We start from the raw sequence: 21,121 nt of genomic DNA on the forward strand, positions 1-21,121 counted from the left end.
CAGGAGCGATTCGTGCCAAGCAAGCCGACCTATTACGAATTCTTCGCCGGCGGCGGCATGGCGCGCGCGGGGCTCGGCGACGGCTGGCGATGCCTCTTCGCCAACGACTTCGACGCAAAGAAAGCCGAGACCTATCGCGCCAATTGGGGCGGCGACGAATTCTTCCTCGGCGATGTGCGCAAGATCGAGACGTCGCAATTGCCAGGGATCGCCGATCTCGTCTGGGCGTCTTTTCCTTGCCAGGATCTCTCGCTCGCCGGCGCGCGCGCGGGCCTTGCGGGCGAGCGCAGCGGGACCTTCTGGCCCTTTTTCGATCTCGTGCGCGGCTTGCGCCGGGAAGACCGGGCGCCGCGATTGCTCGCTTTCGAGAATGTCTGCGGAACGCTCACCTCGCATGGCGGCAAGGATTTCGAGGCCATTTGCGAAGCCCTGGCGGACGAAGGCTATCGCTATGGCGCGCTCGTCGTCGACGCAGCGCTTTTCGTGCCGCAGTCACGGCCGCGGCTCTTCATCGTCGCGGCGGATGCGACGCTCGCGAGTCCCCAAGCTTTGACGGCGCAAAGTCCCGCCGAAGCTTTTCATCCGCCAAGGCTCCAGAACGCGACGGAGCGCCTCTCGGACGCCGCGCGGCGGGGCTGGGTCTGGTGGCGCTTGCCGTCGCCGCCCAGGCGCAATGTCTCGCTTGCCGAACTGCTCGAAACCAACCCGCCCGACGTGGCGTGGCGCTCGCACGAGGAGACGCTGGCGCTCGTCTCGCTGATGAATAAGACCAATCGCGATCGGCTCACCGCAGCGCAAGCCCTCGGCCGCCCTGCGATCGGCGCCGTTTATCGGCGCACGCGCTCCTCGGCGTCGGGCGTGCGGAGCCAGCGCGCCGAGGCGCGCTTCGACGGACTCTCGGGCTGCCTGCGCACGCCGGCGGGCGGCTCCAGCCGGCAATTCCTGCTTTTCGTGGAGGGCGCGGGGCTGCGCTCGCGGCTTATCTCGGCGCGGGAGACCGCGCGGCTGATGGGCCTTCCTGACGATTACCTTCTACCGCGAGTCTACAATGACGCCTATCACTTGACCGGCGATGGAGTGGTCGCGCCGGTCGTGCGGCATCTGAGCCATTATCTCCTTGAGCCTCTGCTTCACGCCGCTGCACAGCGGCAGGCCGCGTGAAGGCGGAAGATCCGGTCCGCCGCTCCGCCACGATGCGCGCGGTCAAATCGCGGGACACGACGCCGGAGCTCATCGTCCGGGCGCTGCTGCGGCGCTTTGCGCCCTTCTACCGTCTGCATCGCAAGGACCTCATCGGCAACCCCGACATCGCTTATGTGGGCAGGAAGCGCGCGATCTTCGTGCATGGCTGCTTCTGGCACGGCCATGAGTGCGCGCGCGGCGCGCGCATGCCGAAAGCCAATGCCGACTATTGGCGCGCCAAGATCGAAAGAAACCGCGCGCGCGACGCGGCAAACGCCGAAAAGCTTCGGACCGCCGGCTGGCGCGCGCTGACGGTCTGGGAATGCGAGCTGAAGGACCTTGAGGCGCTGGAGGCGAGGCTCAGAGAGTTTTTGCAATCTTGAGGAAAACCGAGTGCTCCAAGAGAAAACCGAGCGCCAAGAGCTTGCGAAGAAACATCAAACCGAATTCGCGGTTGGCCGCATCGTCGGGAGGCGCGGTTCTCCGCCCTCGCGGCGGCGCTTGTCAGAGAGAAGCGCCGCCTCTGAATTCGAATCAGCTGCAGCTCGGTATTTGGGAGCTGCACTGGCATGAGCAATCATTGCCTTTCGCGCCCTGCCGGTTACACGATCCATTGTTTTGGGTGATCGTGCCCGTGATCGTGCAGGGGCTGCCCGCAGCTTTCCCCTGGCACTGAGGGTCGGTGTTCGTGCCGTTGTTACACCTTACATTTGCCTGGGCTAAGGCGAACTCCACCGTGCCCACGCAGCAAAAAGCCGTCAGGAACGCAACCCCTGCAATCTTGCGTAGCGTCTTCAGCATATCCGCCCTCTCACCACCAGGGCGATTCATAGATCGCCTTGACTTGACCTTGAGCGGAAACTCATTACGACGAAACCGGTGTCGCCGGGGCGGCAGGTCAGGGCGCTTGTGAAAACTTCGCCCCTCATGCCGCCTTGATGGCGGAAATCTTGTTCGACGTACGGCTGAGAATCCGCGTCCGACTCCCCGGTCCGCGCAAAGCTGCGCTCCGGCTTGTCGGCTTGGTCGCACGCGAGCGTGCCCCTGTAAAGCCCAAGCTCGCAGATTGCCTATTTTCTGGAGAGACGCGTGGCTTTGGGACCCCGCCTGGAGCCCCATCTCTCGGAGCTCTACCGCCGCGCTCGGCAGGGCGAGGAGCAGAAAAGAAGAAGGCGGAAGCGGTCCTCTTGTAGGATCGCTTCCGCCTCCAACCGATACGCGTCCCTACCTCCGCCTCTGGCGGCAGTTCGGGCACGCGCGGGGCGCGTTCCCGCCGCGGGTCAGTTGACGCAGGTCACGCTGCGTTTGACATGGACGCCGCCGCCGTCCACGACCTTGGTCGTGGCGAACGTGCAGTCTTCGTCCTCCGCGTCGAATGCGCGGCCGACCCGGATGGTCGGCCCGCTGCCCAATGGCCTCATTCCTTTCGGGGACTCGCCCGGCGTCACGCCCGCCCCCGTCCGGGTCTTGGCGGTTGTCGCGACGCTGTTTTCTTTGCCGATCGACGCCGAAGGCGTAGCCGCGATTGCTGCGCAAAGTCCCGCGGCCGCAGTTATGGCGAAGACAGCTCGCGATGTGCGGCTGGCGAAAGGATTGTCCCTCGAAACGACCATTAGACGCCCCTTCCTCGGTTGGGGAAGACACCTTCAAGAAGCGTTTCCGCTCCTTGCGGCGCCCCCGTACGGGATTTCAACGCGGTCGGGCGGCCTTGGTTGCACAACTGGGAAAAAATTTACCATAGGCTTCGTCAGCGCCTCAAAGCAGCGATGAGGCTGGAGGTGTCCCAGCGCGCGCCGCCCATCTGCTCGACTCGCGCGTAGAACTGATCGACGAGCGCTGCGACCGGCAGCTCCGCGCCATTCCGCCGCGCCTCCTCGAGGCAGATGGCGAGGTCCTTGCGCATCCACTCCACCGCGAAGCCGTGGTCGAACTCGCCCCGCAACATGGTCGCGGCGCGATTCTCCATCTGCCACGATTGCGCCGCGCCATTCTTGATGAGATCGACGACGGCCGCGGCGTCGAGCCCGGCGCGGGTCGCAAAGTTCAAGGCTTCCGAAAGGCTTTGGATCAGGCCGGCGATCGCGATCTGATTGACCATCTTGGTGAGCTGTCCGGCGCCCGTCGGTCCCATGAGCCTGCAGGCCTTGGCGTAGGCGGCGATGACCGGCTGGGCCTTGGCGAAATCGTGGCTGTCGCCGCCGCACATGACCGTGAGCTGACCCTTTTCGGCCCCGGCTTGACCGCCGGAAATGGGCGCGTCGAGGAAGCCCAAGCCCTGCTCGCGCGCCGCGGTGAAAAGCTCCCGGGCGACCTCGGCCGAGGCGGTGGTGTGGTCGGTGAAAATCGCGCCCTTGCCCATGCCGGCGAAGGCGCCCTTGTCGCCCTGCGTCACCGCGCGCAAGTCGTCGTCATTGCCGACGCAGGAGAAGACGAAATCCGCGCCTTCGGCCGCTTCACGCGGCGAAGCGGCGGCGCGTGCGGCGAATTCGCTGGCGAAGCGCTGGGCCTTCGCCGCGCTTCGATTGAAGACGGCTAGTCGATGACCGGCGCGCGCGAGGTGGCCGGCCATGGGATAGCCCATGACGCCGAGGCCGATGAATGCGACATTGCAGTTTTGGGTCATGCGCGCTCCGTTCGAATGGCGCCTGCGCTTTAGCGCGCTTTCCGCTCTAGATCACGCTGTGTTCCGGCGGAATCGCCTGAACACAGAAAACGTGATCGATTCTAAAAGTTTAGAGCGCGATTTGCGCGAAAAACCGGTCTCCACTTTTTCGCATCGCGCTCTAGCGAAATCGCTCGCGCGGCTTGCGGAGTTCGCACGAGCCGAGAGCCTTACGAAAGATTCATCCCTTCTCCACTGGCGCGCAAGGGGAGATCGCCCATCTTCCAACCATAGGTCGCGCGTCGACCTTCGCCGCGCGGCCCCTCCCCCGCGGCGAAACTAGGGCGCCGTCGGCGAAGCCGGCGGCGCCCTTTCCTGGAAATTCCTGGAGACCAGTTCCCATGTCCAACCCCGCTTTTCGGGTTTCGTCTAAAACAATCCGCGGCCGTCTGCTTTGCGCCGCGGCGGCCCTGGCGTTTGTCGCCGCTGGGTCGACCGTCGCTCTGCCGCCCGCCGCGCAGGCCGAAGCGCTCGCGCCGCAGGCCGCCTCGGGTCCCGCCTCTTTCGCTGACGTCGTCGAGCGCGTGAAGGGCGCGGTCGTCGCAATCAAGGTCAAAGCCGTCGAGACGCAGGGCTTCCCCAGCATGGGCGAAGGCGAGGAAGGCCAAGGCCCCGAGCTCTCGCCGGACGATCCGCTTTACTACTTTTTCAAACGCTTCGGCGAAGGCCGCGGCGGCGGCGGCATGCCGCACAAGCATCTCACGCAGTCGCAAGGCTCGGGCTTCATCATCAGCGCCGACGGCTATGTCGTGACGAACAACCACGTCGTCGAGCACGCCAATGAAGTCGAGGTCACGCTCGACAACGGCAAGACGCTGCCCGCGAAAATCATCGGCACGGACAAGCGCACCGATCTCGCTTTGCTGAAGGTCAGCGACGGCGGGAACTTGCCCTATGTCGAGTGGTCGAACGCCGCGCCGCGCGTCGGCGATTGGGTCATCGCGGTCGGCAACCCCTTCGGCCTCGGCGGCACGGTCACGGCGGGCATTGTTTCGGCGCGCGGCCGCGACATCCAGGCCGGCCCCTACGACGACTTCCTGCAGATCGACGCGCCGGTGAACCGCGGCAATTCCGGCGGCCCGACCTTCGATGAGCGCGGCGGCGTCGTCGGCGTCAACACGGCGATCTATTCGCCCTCGGGCGGCTCGGTCGGCATCGGCTTCGCGATTCCCACCGAAGTCGCCAAGGACGTGGTTGCTGCGCTCAAAGAGAAGGGCGCGGTCACGCGCGGATGGATCGGCGTGCAGATTCAGCCTGTGACGCAGGATATCGCCGACAGCATGGGGCTCAAGGCCACCAAGGGCGCGCTCGTCGCCTCGCCCGCCAAGGGCGGCCCCGCCGAAGCCGCCGGCCTCAAATCGGGCGACGTGATCGTCGCCGTCAACGGCGACAAGGTCGAAGGACCGCGCGAGCTCTCGCGCAAGATCGCCGCGCTCGGCCCCGGCAAGTCGGTCGACCTGACCTATCTGCGCGGCGGCTCGGAGAAATCCGTGAACCTGAAGCTCGGCACGCTGCCGGCCGAAAAAGACATTCGGGCGGACCTCGGCGGCGGCGGCGAGGAGAAGGGCGCAACGCTCACCGCGCTGGGGATTGATGTCGTCCCTGCGTCGCAGGTGCGCGGCGGAGCCGGCGGCGAGGGCCTCTATGTCACGAACGTGGACCCGGAAGGCCCGGCGGCGCAGAAAGGTCTGCGGCGTGGCGACATGATCCTCGAAGCGAGCGGCAAGTCGGTCGACGCGCGCGCCGATCTCGTGCAGGCCTTCGACACCGCGCGCAAGGAGGGCCGCAAGGCCGTGCTGCTGCGCGTGAAATCGGGGGAAGGCACACGCTTCGTGGCGCTGCCGGCCGGCAGCTGACGCGTTGCGTAGGGTTGCGTAAGCTTAGTGCGCGATGCGAAGTTGCTTCCGCGTCAGGATGCGTGATCGGGCCCCTCCCTGCCGGGAGGGGCCTTTTTTGTGTTCCTCCAAAGCCTCACCTGCGGCACATTAGAAAATTTCCAGTTTTCTATAGTTGAGAATCATTCTCAACTTGAAAATAGGCTACGCTGGAAGTTAGAAGAATTCCGATTCAACAGTTCATTTATTGACAGAAGCTGTTCACAATTAGACAAAAGGCTAGCTTAAGCCGCTCAGATCCTGCATGGCGCTCTTGTCATCGCTACTGGCTGGCGCGCATCCACGAGATGAGGAGCGATACGCCATGGCGCGTCGACGGCTGCTTGCTGCGGCATTGGGATTCCTAACGGCGGCGCGCGTTCTTGGCGGCGGCGTCGCCTGGGCGGATGATTTCGGCGAGCCTGCCGTGTTCGCGAGCCGCCGGGGCGTTCTCGATCTGACGATGATCGCGAGGGCTAAACCCATTCCCGGCATTGTTTACACGGCGCCCAGCGGCGTCGCGCTCAACCCCGCTGGGTGGGTGTACGAAGTTTGCGAACGCGCTTTTGCGCAGGGAGACGTTTGCCCGGCCGGATCGGCCACTGTCGCCGACTATGGCGGCGTCCGACTGGCGCTGCAGAAAGGCGACGTGCTGAAGATTCGTTTCGTCAATCATCTGCCCAAGCTCGATCCGGTCAAGGTCACCCATTCCGCCGACATGGGTGGCGCGAATCTGCCGCTCAATCCGACCAATCTTCATACCCATGGCCTGATTGTCGAACCGCGCGCGCCGACGCCGCAGGACCCGACCTTCGGCGATTTCGTCTTCGTGACGGCCTTCAACCCGGCGAACGGTCAGCCGGTCTCGCAAGGCCTCCATGATCACGGACAAATGATCTCCGGCGCGATCGATTACCGCATCGAAATTCCGAACAACCATCCCTCGGGCCTATTCTGGTTTCATCCGCATGTGCATGGGCTTGCGCTCAATCAGGTTTCGAGCGGGCTCGCGGGAATCATCACTATCGGCGACGTCGGTGATTATGCGCGGTCCGACGGCGTCGGCGCCGGCTTTCCGGGCGGACATGTCCGACACCTGATCTTGAAGGATCTGCAAGTTCTGGCCGCAGGAAAGATCGCCTTCGAGAACGGCTCCGCGAATGTCGCGGATGGGGAGGTTCTCAATCAGCAAGATCCCGATTTTTGCGCGCAGGCCCCGAGTCCCAACGAGCTACGTCAGGGGTCTTGCCCCGGCGTCGACCTCACGGCCGACGACGGCAATAATTACAGCGGCGGGAAATGGTACTTCACGATCAACGGCGTGCAATATCCGAAAATCCGGACCGCTTCTCCGGACGGCGAGATCTGGCGCCTCACCAACGCCTCTGGCAGCCTGTCCTACAGGCTTCAGCTCGTCGACGACGCAACGAAACAGCCGCTCATCATGCAACTGGCGGCGATCGACGGCGTCAGCGTGTTTCTCCCGCAGGACACGTCGATGGAATCGGTGGTCCATCTGGCGGGCGCCAAGTTCAAGGTCGTACGCTGTCCGACAAATCCGCCGGCCATCGCCTCGCAGCCCGTTTGCGTGACGGAACTCGTGATGATGCCGAGCTCTCGCGCGGAGCTGTGGGTGACCTATCGCAACGCCTTGGGTCAGATCGTTCGCCCACCTAAGGGAGCGTCGGCGACGCTGAAAATGCTCGGCTTGACGATGGGCAGCGGAGATATGTGGCCCGCCGTCGATCTCGCCAAAGTGTTGTTCGAAGACAGTCACAATCTGTTTGAGGCCCATGCTGCGATCAACGTCGCGGGCGACGCCTATAGAGCGGCGCAGCCGGGAGGCGTGTTTGCAAGCCCCACGCCTTATGCTCGGCCGGCCCCGTTGCCGGCGGGTTGCAAGGCGCTGCCGCCGGGACACCGCCGCAGAATCTTCTTCGGCATCGAGGACCTGAACAATGGCGACTCTTTCGGGCTGGGCTATGAAGAAGTCGATGAACGCGGCGCGCCCGTCCCCGGCACGCAGCTGCCGGTCACACGATTCGATCCGATGAAGCCGACGATTTGCCTCCCTCTCGGTCCGGGTCAGACGCCCGTCCACGAGACCTGGGAGCTCGTGCAGCTTTCGACGGAAAACCACAATTTCCATATTCATCAAACGAAATTCCGTTCGATCCTGATGTCCGCGCCCGCGAGCTCGCCCGCGTCCAATAAGCCCGACCCTCATGTTGGCTTCGGCCTTCTCGAGGATAATCTGCCGCTCGGCGTCGCTGCGCCCAACGCAAGCATCAACGATCAAGTCATGAACGATCAGAATGGCGTATGTAGCGTCGATCAGTGGCGGAACGGCTCATGCGCCTCGCCGACGGTCACGCTCGACATTCCCTTCTCGCAGGTCGGCGAGTTCGTCTACCACTGCCACATCCTCGAACATGAGGATGGGGGCATGATGGCTAAGATCAAGGTCGTCCCATCTCCGGATGCAGGCGGGCCGAAGTTCGCTGGGCCGAAATAGGCCCTTCGCGCATCGCCAACCAATGAGCCCGAGCGCGGCGCTCTCTGTTTCGCAGATCAGGCGAGCGGCGTCAGACGGGTCGAACGCAATTTCGTTTTGCGGAAGCCTGTCGACATCAGGTGTTCACCTTTCGCCAGACCATCGCCTCACGACCCGCTGCGAAAGAGGGTTTCAGACCCATCGGGGGGCTCGATTAGCCCGAGGCTGCAACCGAGCGGCGTCCCAGGCGAGCGAATCGCGATTCACCCGCGCTTGCGCTTGAGCCGGATGATCACGTCGCAGCCGACGATCTCCATGCCTTCCGGCGGCGCGGGCAGCCGCGCGAATTCGATCGAGTCGTCGGCCGCGTCGAACATTCGGCCCGTCGCCTCGTCGATGAAGTGGTTATGCGGAGAGGTGCGCGTGTGGAAATAGGTGCGCGGGCCCTGCACGGCGATCTGGCGCAGCAGACCGGCGGCGGCGAATTGATTGAGCGCGTTGTAGACGGTCGAGAGCGACATGCGCAGCCCCGCCTCGCGCGCCTCGGCATGCAACGCTTCTGCGCTGACGTGACGGTCGCCGCTCTGGCTGTAAAGCAGCTTGCACAAGGAGAGGCGCTGCACGGTGGGACGAAGCCCCGCAGTCCGCAGCTTCGCTTTCAGCGAGGCCTCGGGAAGCGGTGTCCGGCGCAGGGCCTCTGTTATTCGGCTGCTGGAAGGAACATGTGTCACGTCGATCGCGCGGATTTTCCGCGCTCCCCCTTTGTCTAGCTCGATGTTAGCCACTAGAAGTCACCCTCGCGCCCCTGTCAAACAAATACCCCGAAAGTGTAATCTTTCCAGAAAACACAATCGGCTGCGCCTTGTGGGGCGTGGGCTTTTCCCCAACGGCAGGAGACTGCGATGCAATTCTTGGGCAACGCCCTTCAGCTCGACCGGCGCGCGCTTCTCGCCAGCTTCTTGTACTTTGGCGCGGCCGGCCGGCCGGCGCTGGCGCAGGCCGAGGATTTCCAGGCCTTTTTGCGGAGCCTTTGGCCGCAGGCCGAGGCTGCAGGCGTTTCGCGCGAGACCTTCGACGGCGCGACAGCGGCGCTCACGCCCGACCCCGGCGTCGTCGTCAAGCCCAAGGTCCAGTCCGAGTTCACGGTCTCCATTCCGACCTATGTCGCCGGCGCCGTGACGAAGGCGCGGGTCGAGCGCGGACGCACGCTCGCGAAAGAGCTTTCGCCCGTCCTTCATGAGGTCGAGACGCGCTTCGAGGTTCCGGGCGAGGTTCCGCTTGCGATACTCGCGATCGAGAGCAATTTCGGGACGGCCACCGGCGGCTCGGACGTGCTGCGGGTCTTGGCGACGCTCGCCTGGAAAGGGCATCTGACCGAGAAGCTGAGAGAGGAATTCGTCGCGGCGCTGCTGATGCTGCAGGATGGATTTCCGCGCGCCAAGCTGCGCGGCTCTTGGGCCGGCGCGATGGGCATGCCGCAGTTCCTGCCCTCGACCTACCGCAAATTCGCCGTGCGCTATACTGGCGAAGGACCCGCGGACATCTGGAGCTCGCGTCAGGACGCGATCGCCTCGATCGCAAGCTTCCTGCACGGTTCCGGCTGGGTCGCGGGCCTCTCCTGGGGCTATGAGACGCGCGTGCCCGAGAATTTCGACTATGCGAATTTTGATTTGGATTTCGCGAAGTTTCGCAGCCTGGGCTTTGCGCGCCCCGACGGCGGCGCGCTGCCGGCGAGCGGCGCCGCGAGCCTCTATCTGCCGACGGGCGCCGCGGGTCCGGCTTTTCTCCTGACCGACAATTGGGAGGTCGTGCGCCTCTACAACACCTCCGACGCCTATGCGTTGGCGGTCGGAATACTCGGCGATCGGATTGGCGGCCGCGACACGCCCTCGAAGCCCTGGCCGAAGGTCACGCCGCTCGCCACGGCCGATATCGTCAAGATGCAACAGGCGCTGGCGCAGAAGGGCTTTTATCAGGGCGCGAAGGACGGCAAGCTCGGCCGCGGGATGCGCAACGCCATTCACGCCTGGCAGCTCAGCGCCGGCGTCGCGCCGGCGGACGGATTTGCGACGCATGCGGTGCTGGAGCGGCTCGTCGGAGGATGAAGTCTTTTCGGTTACGCCGGGAAACTGGCCGTTGCTGACGCGGGGCCGAAGTCCTAGCGCAAGCGCTGAAGCATTGAAAACAATCTGCTTCGAACGCTCGACGTGGCCACGCGCGAAGGTGGCTGGCGCCTCGAGTGTTGGGTCTAGGCCATATGAGACCGTCGGAACTTTTATATGCGTCTACGCGTTGTTTGTGCGCGTGCAGTGCTGAGGCCTGAACAAATGACCACTGGTGATGTCTTGCAAATGGCCAATGATTGGTGGGCTGATTTTGTTCGGCAACAGCCTGAGCAGACCAATACAATGCCGCAGATTCCGCAAGAGTCTCAGCAGCAAGAAACAGTCAAAGCCCAAGGAATAGAAGCAAGGTATTTGAGTGAGTTTGCTGCTTGTTACAAGCAAATGTGCGATAACTTGCGCTGCAAGGTCGCCATGCCGCCAACGTTGGAGCAAATAACAGGTGCAATACACTACATTCAAGACTGTGAGAATTGGTGCCGTGGTTATGAGCCGATAGCCGGCTATTTGCGAAATCTTGGTTTCCCGGCCCTCTCTGAGTTGGTCGAAAAGACGGCGACCGAAATGCGCAATGCAGAGAGGATATATCGAGATATGCTACAGGGGACTGTCAATGCGCAAATCAGACGAAATGAGATATGGAAAGATGTCCACGACCATTGGATGAAGACTGTGCAGGGCGTTGCGGAAAGACGTAGGGCGGCTCTTAAGCATTACTGAGTAGCGCATGATAATCTTATCGAGAGACGAGGAGCGCCTGCCCGCATTGACGAGAGATAATCGCCAGCGATTGGCTTCGAGACTAGGAGAGGGGGATATGCAGTACCGTCATGACGCCACATCGTTTGAACAGATTAACATTATCTTTCGCTCCTTCAAGAATCAGCGCCACTTAGATGAAAGGCCTGAGGGCCGATCTCGCTTATTCTCGTCGAGTACTTGGGGTTGTAATGAGATTTGTTTTGTTTGTAAAAAATATTGCATGTACGATCTTGGCCATCCCGGTTCGCACCGCTGTCCCGATCAACATACGTGGTGAAGATCGACTCGATCCTGGAGCCTCTCCTGCTGAAAGCCTTACCAACGGATGTGTGAATACGTAGCCATATCTCTTCATCTCTGGGTCTAACCGGATGGTTCAGGTCTAGCGTATGCTATAGAACTTGCTCTGCGATGGCATATTCTTGAAGAGGCCAGGATCATGATCTTGTATCAATTCGGTCTGTCTTGCCTTGCCCTTGAAAAGGTTACGCAGGCGGAGGAAATGAAGGGCAAGGAAAGAGCCATGACCTCAGCGATCTCTGATCCCGGCTTACCCATGCGCGGCCGATCCGTCGCAGGCTCGGCCTCGGGCGGCGCAACTTCGAAAATCAGATTCGCGATCCGAGACTGCTCGCTCGGCAAGATCCTCGTCGCCGCGAGCGACAAAGGCGCCTGCTTCGTCGCTTTGGGGGACGAGCCCGAGCCCCTCCTGGCCGATCTCGAATCAAGATTCCCGAACGCGCGATTCGCCAAAGGCGACGCCGATTTCGAGACGCTGCTCGCCGAGGTCGTGCGATTGGTCGAAGCGCCGGCGAGCGGCTTCGACTTTCCGCTCGACATTCAAGGGACCGCTTTCCAGCGCCGCGTCTGGGCCGCGCTCCAAGCCATTCCAGCGGGCGCCACCGCCAGCTATGCGGAGATCGCTCAACGAATCGGCGAGCCCAAGTCGGTTCGAGCCGTCGCGGGCGCCATCGCCGCGAACAAGCTCGCCGTGATGATTCCCTGTCATCGCGTCCTGCACAAGGACGGCTCGCTCTCGGGCTTTCGCTGGGGAGTCGGACGCAAACGCGCCGTCCTCGAGCGGGAGGCGGGATCTGGCGGCGCATAGATCACGCTGCGCCGAGGCGGCGGCCTTTGGAATCGATCACGTTTTCTGAGTTTAGGCGATTCCGTCGGAGGCCAGCGTGATCTGGCCGACCCGTTTGTGATAGAATGTCCAACGATGCGGCCTCGGGAGACAGCGCAATGATTTGGAACGATCGCACGAAATTGGGGACGGTTCTCGTGATTTCGGTTCTCGCCGGAATGATGTTTTTCTGGCTGGCGATTCTGCTGCTCGCCGTCGGCGCCTTTCTTATCGTCTGGGGGCAAGAGCCGAGACGCACTGAAGAGTTCCTCGCGGGCCTGCCGGGAGGCGCTCATCTCGTGAAGGCCTTGGCGCAGGTGCAATCGGCGATCCCGTCGCGAGAACCCTGAGCTCGCGGTCGAGAAACTGCGAGAGCGCGACAGGAAATGACTTTCGCGTAAAGCGTGCTCAAGCATGCTGGCGGTCGATCGGGTTACCTTCGTTCAGGCGATCACGCCTGAACGCAGCGCGATCTCGAGCGCGTCCCGATCGCGAACCACGCGATCGAAAAGGACTGAGCTCCAAATCAAGAACTCAGAGCTCGTCGCGCGCCTCCTCGCGCTGACGCCCGCAACAACAAAACGCCCCGCGCTGCCGCGGGGCGCTATCAACATGCAGTGATCCCGCGCCGAGCTTGGCTCTGCTCAGCGACGTTCTCCCGGCAGGAGCCGGGGCGTCGCGTAGATCGGCCAGTAGGCGACGCCGGGGCGGGAAAGCGCCAGCCAACCGGATGAGGCGGAGGACTGCGGCTCCTCGCAGAAAGGGCGAAGCTCGAAGTTCAGGAGAAGCTCACGCACGGCGCTCCTCCGGCGCAAGGACTTTTTCATCTTCATGACCCGCTCTCCTCTGCTCGCGTCAATTCCGATGCGCCTCCTTGGCGACTCTAGATGGAAAGGTCCGCCGAAAAGCGGACTTCGGCAAGTCTATTCTCGGATTCTCGCGGGCTTTGACTGCAGATTTCCGGGGACTGTTGCAAAATTGTCGCACCTGCTCGGGCCGAAGCGCGAAATGTGGCGAGACTCTGCAACGGGCCGCTGATCTGAAAACTCGAAATTCCGATCAATGTTCCTTGTCTACGACTTCGTGAAGCGTAGTACGCAATTCGTGCAGCTGAAGCGCTGAAGTTCGCGATCCCCGCGTGAGCGCGCTTACTGCTCAACGGATTCTTTCGACTTTTACGCCACAAATGGGAAAGAATTTTACCCGCCGTGACGGAAAATCGCCAAATTTTGCCGCCACCAGCGGTAGCGTCAAGGGCGGTACGCTCAGGATAAGCTGGCCTTGTTAAGCGAAAACGAAGTTGGACGCTATTTGTCTGGCGGCCGGCGCCAAGCTATAACAAGGCCTCGGTTCAGCGTGGTGGAGGTGAGATGAGGAAGGTGACGTTCCGTGTTCGATGCCGGATTGCGGCGGTCGGGCTTGCGAGCGTCCTTGCAAGCTGCGCCTCGAGCGACGGCGGCCTCCCGTCCCCGCTCACCCTGACCTCGCAGACCGGCCCGGTGGAGCGAACGGTGGTGGGGGCTGATGCGCCCGCCAAGGATTTCGTCGCCCTCGCGGACGATAGCGCAGGCGCGACGCGAGACCCCTCCGAGGCGCGCAATCGCGCTACGCTCGAATTCAACCAAGAGCTGAACCGCTCCGTCCTTTATCCTGTCGCAAAAGCCTATCGCGAGGGGGTTCCGGAGCCCGTGCGCGACTCGATCGAATCCTTCGCCAACAATCTCGGCGAGCCTCTGATTTTCGCCAATGACGTACTGCAACTGCGCGCCGAGGCCGCAGGGACGACTCTCGCGCGCTTCGCGATGAATTCGACTTTTGGTCTTGGAGGCCTCGTCGACGTGGCGAGCCGGGAAAAGCTGCCGCGTCAGACCGGCGATTTCGGGCAGACGCTTTATGTCTGGGGGGTTCGGGATAGCGAATATCTTGTCCTGCCGGTCTTCGGGCCGACCAATACGCGCGACCTGATCGGATCGACGATTGAATTCGTGGCTTTGACGCCGATCGACCTGCTGGCGCCCGCAGGCATTGCTGCGGGGGCGCGCGAAATCGGCGTAGCGGGATCGACGGCGACGACCCTTACGACAGGGGTCAACATCTCGGGATCGACGGCGGGCGCGCTGGCCAAGGTCGAGAAGGTCGGCGATCTGGAAACGCTGGAGGCCAGCTCGATTGACTTTTACGTCATGCTGGAAAGCGTCGTGACCCAAAAGAGGGAAGCGGAGCTCAAGGAAGCGGTGGCGCAAAGCGGCTGGTCGACGTTCTCCAATAAGAAGCCGATGGAAACCGCTTCCTGGAATAAGTTTCACGCGCCCGAGCCCCAGGCCGCCGCCGCAAATGCGGAGCCGACGAGGAGCGCCCTGCAATGAAGAAAAGCGGGCTCAAGCGCTTTGGAGCGCCGCAGCTAGCCTTTGAATTGCCGACGTCTCTGTAATCTTCAACACGAGTGAAGGAAAATCATGTCGCGAACGTCAGCCATTACGCCACTGATCGCCGCCATTGTCGCATTACTTATTTCGGCCCCCGCTTTCGGCGAGAGCGTGGACCCGGCCGCGTCGCGCGTGAACGGCTTTTACGATGTCCTCCTGAGCACGATGCAACAGGGGAAGGAGCTCGGCCTCAAAGGCCGTTACGAAAAGCTGGCTCCCGTGCTTTCGAAAACCTATGATCTGTCGTCCATGACCAAGACGGCCGTGGGCTCGAGCTGGAGCGAGTTCACGCCCGAGCAGCAGCGCGAGCTCGTCAAGGCTTTCACGCGGATGACGATCGCGACCTATGCGAGCCGGTTTGACGATTTTTCCGGAGAGCAGTTCGACGTTGGGCAAGCGGTCGACCAGCCGAACGGGAACAGAATCGTCAAGACTCACATCGTTCAATCCAACGGAAAGACGGTGGCGCTGAATTATTTGATGCATAAGAGCGGCGCCGAGTGGAAGATCATGGACGTCTATCTGGACGGCGCGATCAGCGAATTGGCGACCCGCCGGTCGGAGTTCGGGGCGATTTTGAAATCCGGCGGCCCCGATGCGCTGATCAGCTCGCTTACGCGGCAGGGCGACAAGCTCCTCGGCGGAGGTTCGCAGAACTAAAGCCATCGGCGCCTGGGCTTCACGCGAGGGGGAGGGGAAGCGGCCCCCGCCCGAGAAGCCCAAAAGGCTGAGGATAACAAATGAAAGTTGTTTTGACCGGCGCGACGGGGTTTATCGGTTCGGCTGTCGCCCGGCGGCTCCTGGCGGAGGGTGTCGCTCTTCGCGCGCTCGTGCGTCCCAACTCCGATCGCCGAAACATCGAGGGCTTGGACCTCGAAGTCGTCGAAGGCGATTTGCGCGACGAGGCGTCCTTGGCGCGCCTGTGCCAGGGCTGCGACGCTCTGTTTCACATCGCCGCTGACTATCGGCTGTGGGCGCGACGGCCGAGCGAGATCTACCAGACGAATGTCGAAGGCACGCGCGCCATCTTGACGGCGGCCGCGGAGGCCGGCGTCAGCCGCGTCGTCTACACCAGCAGCGTGGCGACCCTCGATCCGCCCAGCGTTGGCGTTCCCGGCGACGAGTCCGGGCGAGCGAAACTTCCCGAGATCATCGGCCACTACAAGCGCTCGAAGTTTATGGCAGAGGAAGTCGTCCGCGACTTCGCGCGCAAAGGGCTGGCGGTGGTCACCGTCAACCCCTCGGCGCCGGTCGGCCCGCGCGACGTGAAGCCGACGCCGACAGGACGCACGATCCTCGAAGCCGCCGCCGGTCGCATGCCGGCCTATGTCGAGACCGGCCTCAACATCGTCCATGTCGACGATGTCGCCGAAGGACATTGGCTCGCGTTCGAGCGCGGCCGCGTCGGCGAAACCTATGTGCTCGGCGGCGCCAATATGACGCTTCTCGAGATTTTGACCTGCATCGCGGAGCTGGTCGGCAGAGAGCCGCCCAGGATAAGGCTGCCCTATAATCTCGTCTTGTCCATCGCCCACATCTCTGAATCTGCCGCGCGCCTCACCGGCAAGTCTCCCGTCGCCACCGTCGAAGGCGTCAAGCTTTCAAAGAAGATGATGTTCTTCTCCAGCGAAAAGGCCCGCAGGGAGCTCGGCTATGCGGCGAGACCGCCGCTGCTCGCGCTGCAAGACGCGATCTGCTGGTTTCACGACAATGGCTATTTGAGACAGCCGTCCGCGTCCAGGCGAGACATCATGAAGTCTTGCGATAATTTTGCCCGATCGACGCGCCGCGAGAACGCGTCCTCCAAAAACGCGAAGCGATTTGTTGAGAAGAAGATATTCGATCGTTAGAGCATGTCCCGGAAAAGTGCGAAGCGGTTTTCCGGTCAGGACATGCTCCAAACTTTTGATTTTGCGCGTTTCTAAACGTCTTTGAGCTTGCGCTGGATGCGGCCGATCTCCACCCACTGCCAGGAGGCGAGAGCGGGCAGACCGACAAGGATTTCTCGAAAGCGTTTGGCGAGCGACAAGGCGATGGCGACGTCGGACGGCAGACCGATCAGGGCGCCGATCAGGATGAGCCCCGTCTCCTGCACGCCCAGCGCGCCCGGCACGAAGAACACCAGATTGCGAATGGCGGAACAAAGGCTCTCCAGCGCGATCGCGTTCCAGGGCGTCGTGGGATGACCGAATAATTCGAGCACGAGCCAGGTTTCGAAGGAGCCGGCGATCATGCCGGCGAGCTGCCAGGCCAGCGCCGCCCAGAGTCGCCCGTAGCGCCGGCAGAGCTGAAGCACCTCGTCGTCGAGCGCCGCCGCGCCGCCAGTCAGCGCCGCCAGCCCGTAGCGTTCTCCGAGCGTGCGCTCGACCAGAAGCGCGAGACGCGTGAAGGGCGAACCGTAGCGCAACAGCAGGGCGAGCGCGACGGGCGCGAGAGCGCTCGCCGCGAGGCCCCAGAGCAATGTGTCCACGAGCGGCGTCTTCTTCACGATCATGAGCAGCAGCGCGAGGCCGAGAGCGGTGAACAGGATCTGATTGACGAGCGTCAGCAGGACCTCGACGATGACGCTGGCGGCGACAGCGGCGCCGTTGAGCCGTCGCAGCAGCACGAGTCGAATGCCGACGATTTCGCCGCCGATGCTGGCGACCGGCATCAGGCGGCTCACCGCCTCGCGCACGGCCGCGACCCAGAGCAGGAAGGGCCTTGTCGCGAAACCCTCGGGATCGCGAGGACGAAGCAGCGCGCGCCAGCCTTCCGCGTCGAGCGTCAAGGGCAGGGCGTGGAAGGGGACGATCCACAAAAGTCCCCAGCCGGCGCGTCCGAGCGTCTCGACAATCGTCTCATAGCCCTCATGCGCCACCAGGGCGGCGAGCGCGGCGAGTCCGAGAGCTCCGGCGGCAAGGGTGAAGGCCTGGGCCGGAAGCTTCATGCGGCGTCCTTGGCGGGCCAGAAGTCCGAGAAGCCGCCGCGTTTGACGCCGAGACCGTCCATAACCGCGCGAACGCGTGGAGATAAGAGCGCGGCGAATTCATCCTGAGGCCGATAGGACGCCATGGAACGCGTGATTCCCCCTTCAGTGGCGGGATGCGAGTAGATTTCTGTCACGCCGGGCGGCAGGCGGCTCAACGCGGCGAGGAGCGCGTTCTCGTCCATGCCGCCGCTCTGCTCGATACCGCAGATCCGGTCATTATGCGCGATGTCGGCGCGGTCCAGCCGGCGTCGCATCAGGGCGAGCCACGGGCGCAGAAACATCGGCGGATTGACGGGGTAGGGAAGCCGCATGGCGTGAAAGGGGAAGCGTCGACGCGCGTCCAGAAGGAGCGAGAGCACCGTCGGATGGATGTGGAAATGCTTGTGGGCGTTGACGTGATCGAGCGTCAGGCCGCTCGCCTGAAAGAGCGTAAATTGCGCCTCGATTTCGAGCGCGAGCTGTCGGCGCGCCTGCGGCAAGAAGAAGAAGCGAAAGCCGTCGCGCGCCATGGCGTCGCCGAAGCGGCCCGTCTCGTCGACCAGATCGGGAATCTGCGCGCGCGGCAAGACAGCTTGTCCGTCGGCCAGAACGATATGCAGCCCGACGCGAAGGCGCGGCATGCGCCGGGCGCGGACAATCGCGTCGCTGGCGGCCGGCGCGCCGACCATCAGGCTTGCGGCGGTCAGCACGCCGTCCCGATGCGCTCGTTCGACGGCCTCATTGACGGCTTCGTGCAGTCCAAAATCGTCGGCCGTCACGATGAGCCCGCGCGGCGCGGACGGCTGCGGCATGGCGAGAACCGGCCGCTCAGCTTTGGTGAGCGTTGAGGAAGCGGAAGAACTCGACTCCTTCGCGCAGGCGGCGCTTCGTCATCTCCCAACTGCCGAGCATCTCCGCAACGATCTCCCAGATCTTGCTCGGGCGGAAATAGAAGCGCCTGTAGAAGCGCTCGACGCCATGAAAAATCTCTTCCTTCGAGAGATGCGGATAGCTCAGCGCCGCGAGCTGCACGCCCTCGCTGTTCACGAGATTGACGGCTTCGTTTTCTTCGAGCCAGCCGTTGGCGATGGCGTCCGCATAGAGCTTTGTTCCCGGATAGGGCGCGGCGAGCGAGACCTGAATCGTGTGCGGATTGATCTCTTTGGCGAATTCGATCGTCTTCTCGATCGTCTCGCGCGTCTCGCTCGGCAGGCCGAGGATGAAGGTTCCGTGGATCTTGATGCCGAGCTTGCGGCAGTCCTCGGTGAAGCGGCGCGCGATGTCGGTGCGCAGACCTTTCTTGATCACGTGCAGGATCTCGTCGTCGCCGGACTCATAGCCGACGAGAAGCAGGCGCAGCCCGTTCTCCTGCATGATTTTCAGCGTCTCGTAAGGCACATTCGCCTTGGCGTTGCAGGACCAGGTGACGCCGAGCTTGCCCAGGCCGCGCGCGATCTCTTCCACGCGCGGCTTGAAGTCGGTGAAGGTGTCGTCGTCGAACATGATTTCCCGGACCTCGGGCATGTTCTCTTTGATCCACTTGACTTCTTCCAGCACGTTTTCCGGCGAGCGGACGCGATAGCGGTGACCGCCCACGGTCTGCGGCCAAAGGCAGAAGGTGCATTTCGAGCGGCAGCCGCGCCCCGTGTAGATCGAGACGTAAGGGTGCTCCAGATAGCCGATGAAGTAATTCTCGATCTTGAGGTCGCGCTTGTAGACCGGGCTCACGAACGGCAGCTCGTCCATGTTCTCGATCATGGGACGAGGCGGGTTGTGAGCGAGAGATCCGTCCGCATTGCGGTAGCTCAAGCCGAGGATATCGGCAAAGGGCTTTCCTTCTGCGAGCTCGAGGCAGGTGTAATCGAACTCCTCCCGGGCGACCCAGTCGATCGCATGCGTCGCATTGAGGGCGCCGGTGGGATCCACCGCCACTTTCGCGCCGACCATGCCGATGAGCGCATCGGGTTTGCGCGCTTTCAGCAGCTCGGCGAATTTTGCGTCGGTCGGAAAGGAGGGCGTGCTCGTGTGGATGACGACGAGGTCGTAATCTTGCGCGATCGCCAGCGTTTCCTCGACGCTAAGCTCATCGGCGGGAGCGTCGAGCAGACGGCTGCCGGGCACGAGAGCGGCGGGTTGGGCAAGCCAGGTCGGATACCAGAAGGACTTGATCTCGCGCTTCGCCTGATAGCGGGAGCCGGCTCCGCCGTCGAAACCATCGAAGGACGGGGCTTGGAGGAATAAGGTTTTCAGCATCGGGTCCTCATATCAGCGTCGAGCCCTCGGTCTCGATCTCGTAAAGAGCGCCCTTTTCTTCCGCTTGGAAGCGCTGCCGGCCCCAGCGAACGCGCCAGCTCGCAAAGCTCGCGCACCAAAGAACGAGATTCAGGCAATCACGCGGCGCGATCAAGCCGATCTCCGCGAACGGCGGCTGTTCCGCGCGGCGGCGCTGGACGACATGCAGCGCCAGCCGCGCCGCAGCCGTAATCCCCAGGGCGCTCTGCGCGGCAAGCGAGTCGATTGCGAGCAGGAAGCCAATCAAGGCGACGGGCAGGCTGAAGGTGACGAAGCAAAACATGAAGCCGAAGGGCTGAAGCGAGCGGATGGTGCGCAACCAGCGCAACTCGTGTTCGATCAGGGATTTCGGATCCGCCTCGGCGACGTCCGTCGTCACAATATGTTGCGACAGAACCGTGCGCATGCCCCGCTTCCGGGTCAGTTCCCCGAGCCGATAATCGTCTGCAAGCTGGTCGGCGATGGCTTCAAATCCCCCGACGGCGGTCAGGGTTTCCCGCTTGAGCGCGATCGTGGCGCCGAAGGCGAAATCCCGCGAGCCAAGGAGATGCGCGACCCATACGGAGGACGCAAACCAATCGTCGATGAAGAGCGCGCCGAGCCTCGACCAGAGACCAGCGGCGGGCCGCCCTCGGTACAGACAGGTGACGATGCCGACCGAGGGATCGTGCAAAGGCGCGACGACCTCGGCGAGATAATTCCGCGTGACGCGAATGTCGCTGTCGGCGAGAACGAGGAGGTCATGACGGCAGCGACCGAAGATGTTGATGAGGTTGCTGACCTTGTAATTCGCGCCATGCAGGCGCGGATCGGCCACGAGCTCGAGGTCGAGCGCCGGAAACTCCTGCTGCAGGCGCCGGACCGACTCCACCGCAGGGTCGTTTAAGTCCCTGACGCCGCAGACGATCTGATAGTGCGGATAGTCTTGCAGGCAGAAGGAGCGCAGGTTTTCATAGAGCCTTGGCTCGGCCCCGCAGAGCGGCTTCAAGATGCTCGCGGGCGGCGGGTCCTGCGGTTGCTGCGAAGCCTGCGAGCGGCGCAGGCCTAAGAGCATTGCGGTCAGCGCGAGGCAGGCATAGGCCGCGGCGAGGGCCGCCAAGGATGAGCCGAACAGCATTTGCTCTCCCGCAAACTTCTTGAGCGGCGCCGCCTTGCAGGCAAGCCACGCTCTTTCCAGAACGCCCATTGAAGTTGCAAATCAGGCCTTTCGATGGACAGCGCCCCGCCGCC

Annotated in this window: 19 protein-coding genes; 11 read left to right on the plus strand and 8 right to left on the minus strand. The window is 63.0% G+C overall.

All coding sequences use genetic code 11. The features are described from left to right. Nucleotides 1-12: 12 nt before the first annotated feature. Entirely contained in the window at nt 13-1,161 is a 1,149-nt protein-coding gene (locus tag QMG80_RS07055) for a DNA cytosine methyltransferase (protein WP_245299925.1), read from the plus strand. Beyond that, nucleotides 1,158-1,565: a very short patch repair endonuclease gene (locus QMG80_RS07060; RefSeq protein ID WP_085772171.1), complete on the plus strand. Its 408-nt coding sequence runs from the start codon at nt 1,158-1,160 to the stop codon at nt 1,563-1,565. Before QMG80_RS07055 ends, QMG80_RS07060 begins: the two co-directional genes overlap by 4 nt. Before the next feature lie 897 nt (nt 1,566-2,462). Here QMG80_RS07060 and QMG80_RS07065 read toward each other — a convergent pair. Continuing rightward, on the minus strand, nt 2,463-2,795 hold the full coding sequence (locus QMG80_RS07065; RefSeq protein ID WP_085772172.1) for a hypothetical protein: 333 nt from the start codon (nt 2,793-2,795) through the stop codon (nt 2,463-2,465). Nucleotides 2,796-2,929: 134 nt separating this feature from the next. Further along, nucleotides 2,930-3,805: an NAD(P)-dependent oxidoreductase gene (locus QMG80_RS07070; protein ID WP_085772173.1), complete on the minus strand. Its 876-nt coding sequence runs from the start codon at nt 3,803-3,805 to the stop codon at nt 2,930-2,932. 380 nt (nt 3,806-4,185) lie between these two features. Between QMG80_RS07070 and QMG80_RS07075 the strand changes: the two genes are divergently transcribed. Then, the gene (locus tag QMG80_RS07075) at nt 4,186-5,700 is read left to right on the plus strand and encodes a Do family serine endopeptidase (protein ID WP_085772174.1); all 1,515 of its coding nucleotides are present in this window, start codon (nt 4,186-4,188) and stop codon (nt 5,698-5,700) included. Between the two features lie 343 nt (nt 5,701-6,043). After that, a complete protein-coding gene (locus tag QMG80_RS07080) occupies nt 6,044-8,233 on the plus strand; it encodes a multicopper oxidase domain-containing protein (protein WP_085772175.1) in 2,190 nt (729 codons plus the stop codon). Nucleotides 8,234-8,475: 242 nt separating this feature from the next. Here QMG80_RS07080 and irrA read toward each other — a convergent pair whose 3' ends face one another. Further along, a complete protein-coding gene (gene irrA / locus QMG80_RS07085; RefSeq protein ID WP_085773732.1) occupies nt 8,476-8,943 on the minus strand; it encodes an iron response transcriptional regulator IrrA in 468 nt (155 codons plus the stop codon). A 171-nt stretch (nt 8,944-9,114) separates the two neighbouring features. On the opposite strand from irrA, the gene QMG80_RS07090 reads away from it, so the two are divergent. From QMG80_RS07090 to QMG80_RS07105, 4 genes are all read left to right on the plus strand, one after another. Then, nucleotides 9,115-10,317 carry a lytic murein transglycosylase gene (locus QMG80_RS07090; protein WP_085772176.1) on the plus strand — a complete coding sequence of 401 codons (1,203 nt, stop codon included), beginning with the start codon at nt 9,115-9,117 and terminating at the stop codon, nt 10,315-10,317. Between the two features lie 222 nt (nt 10,318-10,539). After that, complete coding sequence (locus QMG80_RS07095; protein ID WP_085772177.1) at nt 10,540-11,055, plus strand: hypothetical protein; 516 nt, start codon at nt 10,540-10,542, stop codon at nt 11,053-11,055. 565 nt (nt 11,056-11,620) lie between these two features. After that, nucleotides 11,621-12,205 carry a methylated-DNA--[protein]-cysteine S-methyltransferase gene (locus tag QMG80_RS07100; protein WP_425351433.1) on the plus strand — a complete coding sequence of 195 codons (585 nt, stop codon included), beginning with the start codon at nt 11,621-11,623 and terminating at the stop codon, nt 12,203-12,205. Nucleotides 12,206-12,342: 137 nt separating this feature from the next. Continuing rightward, complete coding sequence (locus QMG80_RS07105) at nt 12,343-12,573, plus strand: hypothetical protein (RefSeq protein ID WP_085772179.1); 231 nt, start codon at nt 12,343-12,345, stop codon at nt 12,571-12,573. A gap of 294 nt (nt 12,574-12,867) precedes the next feature. Here QMG80_RS07105 and QMG80_RS07110 read toward each other — a convergent pair whose 3' ends face one another. After that, nucleotides 12,868-13,056, minus strand: a complete 189-nt coding sequence (locus QMG80_RS07110; protein WP_085772181.1) for a hypothetical protein — start codon at nt 13,054-13,056, stop codon at nt 12,868-12,870. Between the two features lie 537 nt (nt 13,057-13,593). Here QMG80_RS07110 and QMG80_RS07115 point away from each other — a divergent pair. The 3 genes from QMG80_RS07115 to hpnA all read left to right on the plus strand — a co-directional run bounded on the left by QMG80_RS07115 (nt 13,594) and on the right by hpnA (nt 16,499). Beyond that, complete coding sequence (locus QMG80_RS07115; RefSeq protein ID WP_085772182.1) at nt 13,594-14,589, plus strand: MlaA family lipoprotein; 996 nt, start codon at nt 13,594-13,596, stop codon at nt 14,587-14,589. 90 nt (nt 14,590-14,679) lie between these two features. After that, on the plus strand, nt 14,680-15,309 hold the full coding sequence (locus tag QMG80_RS07120; RefSeq protein WP_085772183.1) for an ABC transporter substrate-binding protein: 630 nt from the start codon (nt 14,680-14,682) through the stop codon (nt 15,307-15,309). An 80-nt stretch (nt 15,310-15,389) separates the two neighbouring features. Next, nucleotides 15,390-16,499, plus strand: coding sequence for a hopanoid-associated sugar epimerase (hpnA, locus tag QMG80_RS07125; protein ID WP_085772184.1), 1,110 nt, complete (start codon nt 15,390-15,392; stop codon nt 16,497-16,499). Between the two features lie 71 nt (nt 16,500-16,570). Here the strand turns inward: hpnA and QMG80_RS07130 are convergent, their stop codons facing one another. Genes QMG80_RS07130 through hpnI form a run of 4 tightly spaced genes read right to left on the minus strand, consistent with a single transcriptional unit; the run spans nt 16,571 to nt 21,008 of the window. Next, nucleotides 16,571-17,578, minus strand: a complete 1,008-nt coding sequence (locus QMG80_RS07130; RefSeq protein ID WP_085772185.1) for a lysylphosphatidylglycerol synthase domain-containing protein — start codon at nt 17,576-17,578, stop codon at nt 16,571-16,573. Further along, nucleotides 17,575-18,411, minus strand: a complete 837-nt coding sequence (hpnK, locus tag QMG80_RS07135; protein WP_085772186.1) for a hopanoid biosynthesis-associated protein HpnK — start codon at nt 18,409-18,411, stop codon at nt 17,575-17,577. Before hpnK ends, QMG80_RS07130 begins: the two co-directional genes overlap by 4 nt. Before the next feature lie 16 nt (nt 18,412-18,427). Beyond that, nucleotides 18,428-19,849 carry a hopanoid biosynthesis associated radical SAM protein HpnJ gene (hpnJ, locus tag QMG80_RS07140; RefSeq protein ID WP_085773733.1) on the minus strand — a complete coding sequence of 474 codons (1,422 nt, stop codon included), beginning with the start codon at nt 19,847-19,849 and terminating at the stop codon, nt 18,428-18,430. Between the two features lie 10 nt (nt 19,850-19,859). Beyond that, nucleotides 19,860-21,008, minus strand: coding sequence for a bacteriohopanetetrol glucosamine biosynthesis glycosyltransferase HpnI (gene hpnI, locus QMG80_RS07145; RefSeq protein WP_085773734.1), 1,149 nt, complete (start codon nt 21,006-21,008; stop codon nt 19,860-19,862). Nucleotides 21,009-21,121: the final 113 nt, after the last annotated feature.

The sequence above is a fragment of the Methylocystis bryophila genome (genome assembly GCF_027925445.1).
In the GTDB taxonomy this organism is placed as follows: domain Bacteria; phylum Pseudomonadota; class Alphaproteobacteria; order Rhizobiales; family Beijerinckiaceae; genus Methylocystis; species Methylocystis bryophila.